Origin of the sequence: Erwinia persicina, from assembly GCF_019844095.1 — a bacterium.
GTDB lineage: Bacteria > Pseudomonadota > Gammaproteobacteria > Enterobacterales > Enterobacteriaceae > Erwinia > Erwinia persicina.
The window spans coordinates 1,525,161-1,541,254 of sequence record NZ_CP082141.1; the positions used below are offsets into that span (position 1 = coordinate 1,525,161).

Sequence of the window (16,094 nt, forward strand, 5' to 3'; positions counted from 1 at the left end):
GGATTTTGTACTAAGCGGTCTTATTAATATTTTTTATCTTATCGATAAATTTTAATCAGATAAAACATTCAGTTTATTAATTATATCTGTGTGAGGTAATAAACAAAAAAAATGCAGTTTAAGCCATTTTTAGTTTTTTTTATCGGGGAGAGGCCCTCTCTGACTGTACATCAGGTGAAAAGTAGCGTCGGTCACGGCGTGAACAAAATTTATTCGGCGCCAGGAAAAGTGAAATTTTTTTTCACTTTCATCGCGTTGAATTTTAATCCTGTTATCTGGTGTACATGAGGTTACTAAAATGGCACAGCTCAATGATGGCCGCGTAAGCATTCTCTCACGCGACGACGGAACACTCCTTTCCCAGGCCAGTGCGGGCTCGTCTAAATCCGTTCTTCTCAGCCAACCCAGCATCGTTAAAATTAATGGCACACGTGACATGGTGGCCGAATTCGAACGCCAGGGTAATGACCTCATTCTGCACATGAAAGATGGCACCACCGTGCGCTATCAGCAGTTCTTCTTCGATGATGTCGATGGTGATCACAGTGAGCTGGTTTTTGATGACGGGGTAAACCCGCCTGAACATGCGTTGTTCCCACTCACCAGTGAGGCGGCCGATGCCCAGACTGCAATGGTTCTTACTCCTCAGTACGAATCACTGGGCAGCATTGAACCCCTGCTGCTGGCGGATACGGGTGCCGGTAACGGCGTCATCACCGCCGCCGGTCTCGGTGCGCTCGGGCTGGTGGGCTTAGGCGCGGCTGCATTAGGGGGTGGCGGAGGTGGTGGTGGCGGTGATGATGGTAACAATGGAGGCGTGACGCCTCCTCCGGCGACCACGCCGACCCTGACCATCACGACCTTTGCCGGAAATAACGTATTAAGCGCCGGCGAAAAAGACAGCAACCAACTGTTGAGTGGTACCACGACCAACGTGCAGGCCGGGCAGATCGTGACCGTCGTGCTGAACGGTGTCACCTACACCGCCACCGTGCAGGCGAACGGCAGCTGGAGCGTGTCTGTGCCGTCCAGCGCTCTGCTGGCGCTGGCGAATGGCACCACCACTATCACGGCCAGCGTCGCCAACAGTGCCGGACAGACAGCCACGGACAGCCAGGCCATCACCGTTGAACCCACCCAGACCGCGAACGAGCCGCAGATTGTGATTGGCACCTTTGCCGGCGATAACGTTCTGAGCGCCGGCGAAAAAGACAGCAGCCAGCCGCTGAGCGGCACCACCACCAACGTGCAGACCGGGCAGATCGTGACCGTTGTGCTGAACGGCGTCACCTACACCGCCACCGTGCAGGCGAACGGCAGCTGGAGCGTGTCTGTGCCGTCCAGCGCCCTGCTGGCACTGGCGAACGGTGCTACGACCATTACCGCCAGCGTCGCCAACAGCGCCGGGCAGACCGCCACCGACAGCCAGACCATCACCGTTGAACCCACCCAGACTCCGAACGAGCCGCAGATCGCCATTAGCGCCTTTGCCGGCAATGACGTGCTCGATGGCGCGGAAAAACTGGTGACGCAGAGCGTGAGCGGTACCACCCTCAACGTTCAGCAGGGGCAGACGGTCACCGTCACCCTGAACGGGAAAACCTACACCACGGTCGTCGGCGCGGATGGCACATGGAGCGTACCGGTGCCTGCTGCCGATCTCGCAGCACTGGCCACCGGGAATGCCTCGCTTTCAGCCAGCGTCAGTAATACCAGCGGCGTCTCCACCAGCGCCAGCCATGATTTCAGCGTGCAGGCCAGTACCACACCTGCCGTCAGCATCATTTCACCGGTCAGTGGTGATGGCTATCTCAATGCTGGCGAAGCTCAGACCACGCTGACCCTGACCGGGACTGCCAGCGGCGTCGCCCCGGGAACCCTGATATCCGTCACGCTTGGCGGACAAAGCTACACCGCGACCACTCAGGCAAACGGCAGCTGGTCGGTGCAGGTTCCTTCTGCCGATCTGCTGCAGCTCCCTCAGGGATCGAATCTGATTGTCGCCACCCTGACCCTGCCAGATGGCAGCACGCTGACCAACAGCACCACCGTCACCGTTGACGTGATCACCACGCTGCCCAGCCCGGTCATTGATCTGCCATTTGGCGATGGCGTCTTAGGCGGTCAGGAAGCGGCCCAGCCGCAGACGATCACCGGGAATACCGGCGTCATCGGGGCGGGGCAGACCGTTTCTGTGGTGTTCAACGGCAACACGTACACCGGTACGGTCAGTAACAACGGCACCTGGAGCGTGACGCTGCCGGCGGGCGCCGTCGCTGGCCAGCTTGATGCCACGCTGCCAATGGTGGTGAACGTCACCGACCCGGCGGGGAATACCGGCAGCACAACCCTGCAGGTCAGGGTGGACAGCACGCCGCCGCTGGTAAGCAATATTCTCTTTGATACCACGCTGAATGCGGCCGACATCAGTCAGCCACTGACGGTGACGGGGATCAGTGCGGGGGGGCAGTCGGTGACGATTACCCTGGAGGGGAAAACCTATACCACTACGGTGAATCCCGACGGCAGCTGGATCGTCAATATTCCCGCCTCGGCATTACAGCAGTTGGGTGAGGGTGGGCATAACCTGGTGGTCACCTCCACCGATCAGTATGGCAACGTCTCGACCGGCATCGGCAATAATCTGAACGTGGATACGCAGCCTCCGGCCGTCACGCTGGACGCCGTTACCGGGGATAACTATGTCTCGGTCAATGAGTCAGGCACCCTGAGCGTCAGCGGGACAGCCGAATCGGGCAGCATTATCCGCGTCTTTATTGGCGATCGCGAACTGAGTCTGACGGCCACTGCAAACGGCAGTAACGCCTGGAGCATCGTGTTGTCAGATGCGGATAAAGCCGCACTGGCCGACGGCAGCTATCCCATCCGAGTAGTGGCGACAGATGCGGCAGGCAATGAGGGAACGGCATTTGGTAATGTCGTTCTGGCCGTTGAGCCTGGCAGCCAGCCTGCGATCAGCGTCAATCCGTTTGCGGGTGATAATATTCTGCAAGACGGGGAGCTGCTGGTCGCTCAGGAGCTGAGTGGTACGGTGCTGAACATTGCCCCGGGGCAGGTCGTCACTGTCGTCTTTAATGGTAAAACCTACGATAATATCGTGGTTCAGCCCGGTGGGATCTGGCATGTCAGCATTCCGGCCAGTGAGTTTACAAACCTGGTGAACGGGGCAACAATTCCTTACAGCGCTTCGGTGACGGATCCCCGCGGCGGCACCATCACTCAGCCAGGTAACGTCAGCGTGGTTCGCGATCCGCTGGTTCCGGCACTGGGTATTGCTCCGGTCAGCGATAATAACTGGATCAATGCGGCGGAAGCGAAACTGCCGGTCACCCTCAGCGGCAGCAGCCAGAATCTGGCTGCGGGCACTGAGTTAACCGTCACCTTTAACAACAAAACCTACAGCGCCACGGTGGATGCCAACGGTAACTGGAGCACGACCATCCCGCCGGCCGATCTGCTGGGCGTGGCCAACGGCACCTATGCCATCGTGGTCACCGACCCGGGGAATACCAGCGTGACCGCCACGTTGAATATCGGTGTTCAGGCCAACTTCCCGGATAATGTCACGGTGAATGCCGCCTTTGGTGGCGACAACGTGCTGAATCTGACCGAGTCGGATACGCCGCAAACCCTCAGCGGCAATACCGGACTGACGCTGCCGGATCAGGTGGTGACCGTCCAGCTTAATGGCAAAACCTATACGGCGACGGTGAATACCGCCACGGGGGCGTGGAGCGTCAGCCTGTCGCCAGAGGATCTGAGCAACCTGCCGCAGGGAGGCAATAATCTGGTGGTGGTGGTGCGCGATGCCGCCGGTAACCAGGTGACCCACACCGCCAGCGTCAGCGTGGACACCGAGAGTCCTGAGCTGTCCGTCGGCCAGGTGGCCGGTGATGGCATCGTCAGCCGCGCGGAGCAGGGCCAGCCGCTGCCTGTTACCGGTACGGCAGAGGCCAACAGCACCATTTCCGTGGTGCTGAACGGCGTGACTTACCAGACCACCGCAAACGGTAACGGCAGCTGGAGCCTGAATATTGCACCTTCAGCACTGCAAACGCTGGCCGACGGCCAGTACGATATCCGCGTGACCGCCCGCGACAGCAGCGGCAACGAAACCACCACGCTGATACCGGTGACCATCGATACAGCCTCCCCGTCTGTGACGGTCGCACCGATATCTGGCGACGGTTATCTCAATGCGTTGGAACATGGCCAGGCACTGGCGATTGACGGCACCACCGAGCCGGGGGCGGGCGTGATCGTTCGCGTGAATAACGTCAACTACACCGCGACGGTGGATCCTCAGGGTAACTGGACGGTCACGCTGCCTGCCAATGTGGTCTCTGGCCTGGCGGACGGCACTTATACCGTCAGCGTGACGGCCACCGATACCATTGGTAACACCGGCAGCAGCAGCCAGCCGCTAACGGTGATTGCCGGCAGTGGTTCCCTGCCGCAGATCGCCGTTGGCGCGTTTGCCGGTGACGATATTCTCGACGGGGCGGAAAAGGGCCTGTCCCAGCTGATGACCGGGACGACCAGCAATGTGCAGGCCGGGCAGGTGGTCACCGTCACGCTGAACGGCAATCAGTACACCGGTCTGGTTCAGGGCGATGGCAGCTGGAGCGTTCTGGTTCCGGCGGCGGCACTGATTAACCTCGCCAACGGCACTGATAATTACACCGTCAGCGTCAACGATGTTGCCGGAAACCCGGCCAGCAGTAACGGCAGCTTTACCGTGGATAACAGCTTCAGCGCCATCGCCATTGGGGTGATCAGCGATGACAATACCCTGAACGCCTCGGAGGCGCTGTTGCCGCTGTCGATCCACGGCTTCAGCCGTTTTGTCACCTTTGGCAGTACGGTGACGGTCTCTTTCCGCGGCAAATCTTACGTGACCACCACCAACAGCGATGGCAGCTGGGCGGTGAATGTCCCGGCAGCCGATTTAGTGGGACTGCTGAACGGCAATCAGCCGGTGACGGCCAGTACCGTGGATGTCAATGGCAACACCATCACCGTGGTACAGACGCTGAACAGCGAGGTCAACCCAGGCTTCCAGCCAGTGATCGATCCGCTGTTTGGTGATGATTCTCTCAACGCGATCGAAGCAAACAGCACACAGACCATCAGCGGTTCTTCGGGCGTTGACGGAGCAGGCCAGACGGTCAAAGTCGTGGTCGGTGGGATTACGTATACTGGCATCGTGGATGCGCAGGGTAACTGGAGCGTATCCCTGCCATCTTCTGCACTACAAAGCCTGCCTCAGGGGGACAACGACCTGTCGGTGACGCTGGGAGACAATGCGGGCAATAGCGTCAAAATCGATACCACGTTTGTGGTGGATACCGTTGCCCCTGAGGTGTCACTGGACGCCGTCGCCACGGATAACCGTATCAACCTGGCTGAACAGAATGAGGTACAGATTATCGGTGGCTCCGGTGACGTGGGCGACCGCATCACCGTGACGCTCAATGGTCAAACCTATCTAACCATGGTGGACGGTACGGGTAACTGGCAGATTGAACTGCCGGTCAGTGCGCTGAAAGCACTGCCTGCCGGCAGCAGCAACCTTCAGGTCACCAGCACCGACGATGCCGGCAACACCAGCACCGTCATTCGCACCGTTGAGGTGGACATAACGCCGCCGCCGGTCAGCGTCAACCCGGTATCGGGGGGGTATATCAATGCCGCCGAAGCGGGGCAGCCACTGACCATCACCGGTACCGGTGAAGCGGGTGACCTGGTCCGGGTTGAGCTCGGTAATATCAGCGTCACCGTTGTGGTCGGCAGCAATGGCCAGTGGTCAGCGCTGATCCCGGGCACAGCGCTGTCCGGTGTGGCCGACGGCAGCTACAGCCTGACGGTCACCGCCACCGATCCGGCAGGGAACACCACCACCACCAGCACCCCGCTGGCGATAGATACCGGCGTACCGTCGATCTTCGTCAACAACGTCACGGCAAATAATGTGCTGGATGGTGCTGAACAGCAGGTCGATCAGCTGATCAGCGGCACGGCTTCCAACGTGGAAGCCGGACAGACGCTGACGCTGGTTCTGACCGGTAACGGGAGCAGCTTCAGCACTACCACGACCATCCAGTCCGGCGGTGCCTGGCAGACCAGCCTGCCTGCCAGCGTGCTGGAAGGGCTGGCGAACGGCACCTATACGCTGACCGCCACCGTGACGGATAAAGCGGGGAATACCGGGACGACGGACAAGGTGTTCAGCGTTAATGATGCGGAGGTGGCCATTGCGGTTAGTCCGATCAGTGAAGATGGCTACCTCAACTTTACCGAATCGCAGGCGGCAGGTGGGCTGGATGTTACGCTTACCACCTCGAACGTGCCGGCAGGCAGCCGGGTCACCTTTGAGCTGAACAACAATACCTATAATGGCGTGCAGCAGCCTGACGGTTCCTGGACTGTCAATATTCCGCGCAGCGATGTGATCCAACTGGTTAATGGCACGCTGACCGGCACCGCGACGGTGCTTGATGCCGATGATGCTGTCCTCGCCACCAGCGAGGCTCCGCTGATCGTTCGCGTCTCCGACCTGCCGCAACCGATCCTGGATACACCGGTCTTTGGTGACGGCACGCTGGACAATGCAGAAGCGGCGGCTTCGCAGATCCTGCAGGGCGTCACCGGGGTGTCCGGTAACGGCCAGACGGTAGAAGTGAACATTGGCGGTACTATTTTTAATGCCATCGTTAACAGCTCCGGCGCGTGGAGCCTGACGTTAACCTCCGCCGATCTTCAGGCGCTGCCTCCGGGCACGCAACTCATCATCGTGACGGCGACGGACGCGGCGGGCAATACCGCATCGACAGCGCCAGCCCCGGTGAATATCGCCACGGTTCTGCCTGAGCTGACGCTGGAAACCATCGCTGCGGACGGCATCATTAACGCCACCGAACAGACCCTGCCGCTGGATATCAACGGCACCACGACGGCGGGGAATACCGTGGTGGTCACGCTGGACGGTAAAACCTATAACGCTGTGGTTGACGCCAACGGGAACTGGACCGCCACCATCCCGGCAGGGGATCTGGCCCTGCTGGATGACGGAGGCTATGACGTCACCGTTACGGTAACCGACCCTGTGGGCAACAAAACGGTCGATACGGCGCTGGTTCAGGTTAACACCGCGGCACCGGCTTATACCCTGGATCCGCTTGCGGGTGACGGCATTATTGACAGCGCCGAAGTCGCGCAGCCGCTGAAAATCAGCGGGACAGGGACAGTGGGCGATACCGTCAGTGTGACCCTGGGCGGAGAGACGCTGACCACAACGGTAGGCAACGACGGCAAGTGGTCGGTCACCGCGCCAATCAGCACCCTCAATAATCTCGATGAGGGAACCAATCCGGTCACCGTCGTGGTCACCAGCCCGGCAGGTAACAGCGTGACGCAAAACGCGACGGTTGAGCTGGATACCACGATCGTCAATCCACTGCTGGTGAACCCGGTGACGGGTGACGATGTGGTCAATGCGCTTGAAGCAGGCGCAGGGATCACCGTGACGGGCAGCGTACCTGAAGGAACCACGACGGTTGTGGTCACCTTTAACAATCAGTCTTACACCGCAACGGTCGGCAGCGATGGTCAGTGGAGTGCCGCTATTCCGGCGGGCGCGTTTACCGGCCTGGCTGATAACGGCTATACCCTGACGGTGGTGGCCACGCCTCAGGGGGGAGACAGTGTGACGGTCAACCGGCCTGTCGTGCTGGATACCACGCCGTCACAGCCAACCATTAACACCCCGTTTGGCGATGGTTACCTTAATCTGGCCGAAGCCAGTGCCGCCGGTGGACAGACCCTGAGCGGGACGACCGGGGCAACCGGAGCCGGGCAGATCGTCACCGTCACGGTTGGCGGGCAGGATTATGCCATCACCGCTGACAGCAACGGTAACTGGACGCTGCCGCTCAGCAGCGCGACGCTACTCAATCTGGGTCAGGGCGAACTGCAAATCGAGGTGAAGGTCACGGACGCCAGTGGCAATGTGGGTACGGTGACGTCCACGGCAGAAGTGGATCGCACCCCGCCAGCGCTGGAACTGAACCCGGTGGCCACCGACAACGTCATTAATGCAACTGAAATTCTGCAGACGGTCACGGTGAGTGGCAGCACCACGCCGGATCAGGCGGGTCAGCAGGTCAGTATTACCTTTAACGGTAATCAGCCTGCTTATCTGGCCACGGTGCAGGAAGACGGCACCTGGCGCTTTGACCTGCCGGGTAACGCCACGCAGAACCTGGCCGACGGCAGTTATGTCGTGACCGCCACGCTGACTGACAAGGCAGGAAACACGTCACAGCCGCTGACGGAAACCGTTGAGGTACGGGCCGCTGCTGGCGACCTGCCGACGATTACCATCGCTACCGTATCGGGTGATGATTATCTTAATGCCAGCGAACTGGGCCAGCCGCTCAATCTGAGTGGCACCACCACCAATGTCGCCAATGGCCAGGTGGTGACGATTACCCTAAACGGACAGACCTATGAGGCCGTGGTACAGAACGGGACGTGGAGTTACGCCGTACCGGCTCAGGCGGTGAGTGATATTGCCGATGGCGCGCAGCAGGTCAGCGTGACAGTGAAAGACCGCTATGACAACGTGGCCGACGACAGTCGTGATTTTACCGTTATTGCACGGGGTGCCGATCTGCCCACCATCACCATCAATCCGGTCACCAGTGATGACATGATTGATTACAACGAGTCGCGTAATCCAGACGGGGTGACGATCACTGGCAGCAGTCAGAATATCCCTGCCGGTGGGACGATTACCGTCACGGTTAATAATACGCCTTACACCGCCACCGTTGACGCGAATGGAAACTGGACGGCAACTATTCCACAGAGCGATGCGCAGGCATTGCCGCAGAACAACAATACCGTCACCGCCACCGGCAATGATGTGGCAGGAAACGTGGCTACAGCCAGTGATAACTTCACGGTTCACACGCAGCCACCGCTACTGGTCGTTGATGCCAATCTGGCGACGGACGGTATTCTCAGCCTGGCAGATGCCCTGACCGGCCTGCTGTTGGGGGGAACCACCGGGCCGAATCTTAACGTTGAGATCACTATTGGTACCAAAGTCTACAGCGTGCTGGCCGATGGCCTGGGTAACTGGAGTACCACCATCCCCAGCGCCGATCTGCTGGCGCTGGCTAACGGTGAACTGGATATCGGTGTCACCGTTAAGGATGCTTACGGCAATACCACCAGCGAGGTTATTGAGGCGACGGTCGATGTTCAGGCTACCGTACTGACGCTGGATACGCCGTTTGCTGACGGCCTGCTGAACGGCGCGGAAGCGACGGTGGCACAGGTGATTAGCGGGACGGTAGCGAACCTTCCGGCTGGCGCCAGCCTGGTGGTCAGCGTCGGTACGCTGACCAATATTCCGGCGGAGCTGGATGGTCAGGGGGGCTGGACGGTGACGCTCCCGGCAGGAGCGCTGGTGGGACAGGACAACGGTACCATCCAGGTCAGCGTCTCCACCGTGGATGCGGTGAACCCGGTCAGCGTCTCGGTCGATGCCGAGCTGGTGCTGACCACGACGCTCGATCCGGTCATTGACCAGCCGTTTGGCGATGGCCTGCTGAACGTGGCCGAAGCGGCGCTGACGCAGACGCTGACCGGTACGACAGGCGCGACGGGCGCAGGACAGACGATTGTGCTGACCATTAACGGGACGCCTTATGACGCCACCGTCGATGCTAACGGGGTCTGGACGGCCACATTAACGCCGCAGCAGTTGCTTGACCTTGGCAACAGTGCCAACCACGAAATTGTGATTGTGGTCCGGGATGCGGCGGGTAACGAGGCAGATGCCTCACTGGAGTTTGGTGCAATTGTCACCGGCCTGCCGACGGTGACCCTCGATGGATTGCCGCTGGCGGGTGACGGCATTCTGACGCTGAATGAAGTGGCTGGTGGCATTACGCTGGGGGGCAGTGTGACTTACAGCGGTGATGTGGCAGGTACCCGGGTGATTGTTAACGTCAACGGTACACCGATTGAAGCCATCATTACCGGCAATACCTGGAGCCTGACGTTGCCCGCAGGCACACTGACCACGCTGCCGGACGGAAACTGGCCGGTGTCCGTCACGGTGACCGATGGTGCCGGTAACGTCGGAGCGCCTGAAACGACCTCGCTCACGGTGGCGATTAACGATGTGCCAGACCCTGTCATTAATACCCCGTTTGTTGACGGCTTACTGAGCCTTGCTGAGGCCACAGCGGGTCAGGTGCTGCGCGGATCGACCGGTATTACCGGTACCGGGCAGAAAGTGACGGTCAGTATTGACGGCGGCACGCCGGTGAATGCGACGGTCAATGCAGACGGAAGCTGGTCACTGAATCTTGACCCGGCGACGCTGACCGGGCTGGCGAATACCACCCATACGATCAGCGTCGTTGCAACGGATAGCTACGGTAACAGTGTACCGGTCAGCGGTAGCTTCGATGCCATACTGAATCTGCCGGATCCGACCATTGTGAACCCGTTTGGCCCGGGCCTCGGCATCAGCGAGGCGGCGGGAGCGGTAATTATCACCGGTACCACCGGTATTCCGGTCGTGGCCGGTCAGGATCAGACCGTCACGCTGAAGGTGGACATCAACGGGGTGGTCTACGACGGCGTGGTGGATGCCAGCGGAACATGGACGGTCACGCTGCCGCAGGGCGCGTTAAGTGGTCTGAGCAATGGGGCACACCAGATTACCGTGACGGTGATTGATGCTGCCGGCAACCCGGCGACGGAAACGCTGGAGTTCAATGCCTATCTGACGCTGCCGCAGCCCACGCTGGCCGTGCCGTTTGATAATGGCTATCTCAATGAAGACACGCTGGCGGGAGCCGTGCTGACGGGTACAACGGGGGCGGTCGGCGCAGGACAGAGTGTCAGCGTCTCCTTTGGCGGTCTGGCGGGGCTGCCTGCCGTGGTGAATGACGACGGCACCTGGTCGCTGACGTTAACCGCCGGTGAGATGGGTGATATTCGTGGGCTGGGAGAAAGTCAGCAGAATGTGGTGATCACCGTCACCGACCCGGGGGGGAACACCAATACCCTGACGGAAGGCTTTATTATCGATACGCTGCCACCGGCGATCACTGCGCTCTCCTTTGCCGGCGACAACATCCTGGATTACGTGGAAAGTCTGAATACGCAGACGCTGACCGGGACATCAGGTGTAAATGACGCGGGTGCCACGGTCACGCTGACCATCGGCACGCGCACCCTGACCGGCGTGGTGGGCGCGGATGGCAAGTGGACAATTAACGTGGGGGCTGAGGCGCTGACCGAGCTGATCGCCGTTAACGGAAACTACAGCGTGGCCATCACCGACGCGGCGGGTAACACCACCACCCTGAACGAAACGGTGACCTTGAATATCAATCCAACCCAGGATGCCTTTATCACCCTGGTGCCGGTTAACGGGGACAATATCGTCAATGCCCTCGACCCGGTCACCACCACGCTGTCCGGTGCACTGAATAACGTGCCTCTGACGGTGTCTGGTGTGATCACCATTACGGTGGGGGGCGTAGAGGTCGCCACCATCCCGGTTGATGCGCTGCGTGCGAACAATAACTTCAGCAGCGAGCCGCTGGCAAACGCGCTGCTTGGAACGGGTTCGCAAACCGTGGTCGTCACCTTTACCCCGGATGGTGGGGCCAGCGTTTCCGCCACCAGCACCCTGCTGATCGATGTCGTGTCGCCGACGGTAGCGATTACGCAGTTTGCCGGGGATAACACCCTGACCGCCGCAGAAGCGGCGGTGTCGCAGACCATCACCGGTACGGCATCGGATATCGGCAGCACGGTTTCCGTTACGCTGGGCAGCAAAACTTACACCGCTGTGGTGCAGGCCGGCGGCACCTGGACGGTGAACGTACCTTCGGCTGACCTGCAGGCGCTGGGCCAGGGGGAAGGCACCATTACGGCCAGCGTGAAAGACGCCGCAGGTAACACAGGCGAGGCAACACGGCTGGTCGTCATTGATACGGTAGCACCGCTGCTGGATGTGGATGCCCTGCTGGGGAATAACGTTCTCAACTCGGTAGAGGCGGTACTGACGCAGACGCTGACCGGGAAAGTGGAAGGGGCCGACGGACAGACAATTTCTGTCTATCTGGGCAACAGCGGCACGCCGCTGGCACAGGGAACCGTCCTGAACGGTGCCTTCAGCCTTGCCCTGACGCCGACGGCGCTGGCCGGTCTGCTGCAGGGTGGTAACCTGCTGACGGTGAGAGTCCAGGACGAAAACGGTAACCAGACCAGCGCTTCGATCACCGTCAACAAGGTGTTCAACAGCCTGCTGGCACTGAACGTGGATACGGTGTTTGGGGAAACCGGCCTGTCCGGTTATCTGGGGGCCGCCGAAGCGGGGCTCGACCAGTTGATCACCGGAACCGCCGTGTCGGCTATCGGCGGCTTAGTGTCACTGACGCTGGGTAACGGTGAGATCGTCACCGCCACGGTTGGCCAGGGCGGTCGCTGGACGCTGGTGGTACCGACCGATGCGTTGGCGGCATTAGGGGACGGGACAGTACCGCTGGACCTGGTACTGACGGATGTGGTGGGTAACGTGGCCACCGCAACGGCATCGGTCACCAACATCATCAATAACCTTCCGGTTGTCGGTACGCTGACCAACCTGTTCGGCACGGATAACCTGATTAACGTGCTGGAAGCTCAGGCCGGGCAGACCATCGGCGGAACGCTGAATGCGGTGGCGGGATCGACCGTAACCGTGACGCTGGGAGCGAAAGCCTACACCACAACCGTTCAGGCGGGGGGCGCATGGAGCGTGAATCTCTCGCCTCTCGATCTGCTGGCGCTGGGCACCGGTAATCTCTCGCTGGGGGTCAAAGTGGTGGATCCGGCGGGGAATACCGCCAGCAATGCTGTCACTGTCGGTGTGTTTAACAAGCAGCCTGAAATCACCCTGAACACCATCTTTGGTGATGGCGTGCTGAATCTTGCTGATATCACCAATTTTGCCAGCCAGCTGATTACCGGTACGGTGAAAAACGTCGCGGCAGGATCCCTCGTGACGGTGAATCTGGGCGGGCTGGTGGATGTTCAGGCCACGGTCGATGCCAGCGGTAAGTTCAGTACCAGCCTGTCGCTGGGACAGCTGCAGCTGCTGACAGGCAATGCGCTGACCGTTTCTGCACAGGTGACGGATATTGCCGGCAACACGGCGACAGCCACAGGCGGGTTGCAGTTAAGCCTGACGCCGCCATCGCTGACCATTAACCAGACACAGCTGTTTGGTGATGGACTGCTGAATGCGGCCGATGCGCTGACCACTCAGCTGATCAGCGGGGTGACGAGCGGAGGGGCCCGCGTGGTGGTCACGGTGGGGAACAGTACCACGCCGCTGGTCGCGGCCACGGCGGACGCGAACGGCGTCTTCAGCCTGGGACTGACGCCGTCCATGCTGGCCAGCCTGGGGGACGGTAGTCTGGCACTGAAGGTCACCGTCACTGATACGGCGGGGAATACCACCACCAGCAATCCACTGAATGCCATTGTCGGCATCCACTCGCTGCCATCAGTGACGATCAATCCGCTGTTTGGTGACGGTATTTTGAGTGTTTCAGAAGCGCTCTCCTCACTGGGGCAACTGCTCAGTGGTCGCGTGAATAACGTGGCGGCGGGTACGCGGGTCGATATCAAGCTTGGCGCTCTCTCGCTGGAAGCGGTAACTGATGCCAGCGGTAACTTCAGCGTACCGCTCAGCTCACTGCAACTGTTGTCACTGGCAACGGGTAACCTGACGGTGTCGGCCACGGTCACTGATGTGGTCGGTAATACGGCGAACAGCAGCCTGGGGGTGACCATTGGGGTGACCACGCAGCCAACGCTCACCGTGAACACGCTGTTCGGTGACGGCATACTGAGCGCATCTGAGCTGGCGGTAGCGCAGACCATCAGCGGGACCACCACCAATGCCGTGGCGGGGTCGACGGTCACCTTCAGCATCAACGGTAAATCCTACAGCACCACCGTCGGCAGCAGCGGCAACTGGAGCGTCAGCGTTCCGAAAGCCGACCTCAGTGCGTTGCCAAACGGCCCGCTGACTGTGAACGCCACGCTGGCCGATCCGTACGGCAACACCGCCACGGGCAGCAGCACCGCGTCGGTCATTGCGCAGACACCGCCATCGATCAGTATCGGTACCCTGTTTGGTGATGGTGGTCTGAATGCGGTAGAAGCCCTGACCGCCCAGACCATATCCGGCACGGCCACCAATGCGGAAGGGTCGACCATCTCGGTGCACGTGGGGGCAGCCACCTTAACGGCTATCGTGGCGGCCAACGGCACCTGGAGCGTGTCGGTACCGTCTTCGACCCTGCTGGCGCTGGCAGATGCCACGCAGTCCATCACGGCGGAACTGACTAACGGCGCGGGCAAGTCGGCCAGCGGATCGGCATCGGTGATTGTTGGCACGCACAGTACGCCTACCGTCACTCTGGGCAGCACCGCTGGCTTCAGCGATGGCTACCTCAACCTGGCGGAATCGGGTACGGCGCAGACCCTTACCGGTACCGCCACCAATGCCGCTGGCGGTACGGTCAGGGTGGTGATTGAAGGCAATGTCTACAGCGCCACCGTCGCCAGCAACGGGAGCTGGAGTGTGACGGTACCGCCTGCCGGGCTGTCCGGCCTGAGCGACGGCGTTCATTCGGCGGCCATTTCGGTTACCGACCGGGCGGGTAACGTTGCCAATACCAGCGCCAGCTTTACCAGCGTCACGCAGAACCTGCCGGTTATCGGGGTCGACCCGGTTGCCAGCCTGTTGAGTGTGCTGTTGACCGGCCTGACGATTTCTGGCGGTACCCTGCGGCTGGCCACCGGAACAACGGTGAATATCACGCTGTCTCAGAGCGGGCAGTCGCAGTCGATGACGGCGACGGTGGGCGCTAACGGTCGCTACAGTGCCAAGTTCGTCGGTGGGCTGCTGAGTTCGCTGAACCTGAGTTCGGTGGTCACCGTCACGGCGGTGGACACCGCAGGTAACCCGGCCTCGACGGTGACCACGCTGCTGCTGGGCTCCCTGATCCCGCTGGCCAGCACCTCGTCAGTCATGATGGCCGCGGCATCTGACGATTCCCTGGCCGTGGTGTCAAACCATACGTCTTCAACAACGACAGAGGAGAGCAGTACGGCCACGACCGTGCATACGGCGGCGAAAGTGGCGTCAACGCTGGTAACTGACAGTGATACCAGCAGTACCGACAGTGCCACTACCAGCGCAGTCGCCAGTACGGCGGCGGTGGCGGACACGGCGGCGCTGGATGACGGCAGCTACACCATCGGCGGGGTGACCATTCTGCTGGCAGACGGTCAGACAGTGCACGGTGAAGCCGTCACCGGTAGTGAAGGCAGCGACACGATCAGTGCGACCACGCTGGACTTCACGCATATCGACGGCGGGGCCGGTATCGATACGCTGGTATTGAACGGCGAGCATATGTCGCTGGATCTCACCGCGCTCGGACTGAAAATCGAGAACGTGGAGATTATTGACCTGGGCCTCTCGGGCAGTAACAGCATCAAGCTGGATCTGAACGAAGCGCTGAACATCACCGATAAACCGACCGATGACCTGTTCATCAAAGGGACACTGGGTGATCAGGTGACGCTGGCCAATACCGAGGGCGGCGTCTGGGCCACCACCGGACAACGCACGGTCGAAGGGCAGACCTTTGACGTTTACCACAACTCGGCGCTGTCATCGGACAACACCCTTGGTGATGTTCTGATCCAGCAGAATCTGCAGGTCCATGTCGTATAAAGAAAAAATAACGCCCGGGCGGGTCGCATTCCCGCTCAGGGTGTCTAAAGTTAAGAAGAAGTGATAGATTGTTAACGAGACAATCCAGCAGCGGCTTCGGCCGCTGTTGTTCGTTGTGTGATTGAAAAAATAAAAGAAAAGCAGTTTTCCATCCTTTTTCCTTGTTATGGATTACGTTGTGATCCGTTGTTCACCGGGTAAAGCTCGGCGCTATTTTTGTGGCGCTGGCTAATGTTTTGCGTGG

Annotated in this window: 1 protein-coding gene; it reads left to right on the forward strand. The window is 60.1% G+C overall.

Annotated elements, in window-relative coordinates; genetic code table 11:
* Positions 1–298 precede the first annotated feature (298 nt).
* Positions 299–15,850 (forward strand): Ig-like domain-containing protein, encoded by a 15,552-nt coding sequence (locus K6L24_RS06930; RefSeq protein ID WP_222682093.1) that lies wholly within the window; start codon positions 299–301, stop codon positions 15,848–15,850.
* Positions 15,851–16,094 lie beyond the last annotated feature (244 nt).

Coding starts and splice junctions, on each gene's coding strand:
- K6L24_RS06930 (WP_222682093.1), top strand. CDS start 299: ATGGCACAGCTCAATGATGGCCGCGTAAGCATTCTCTCACGCGACGAC.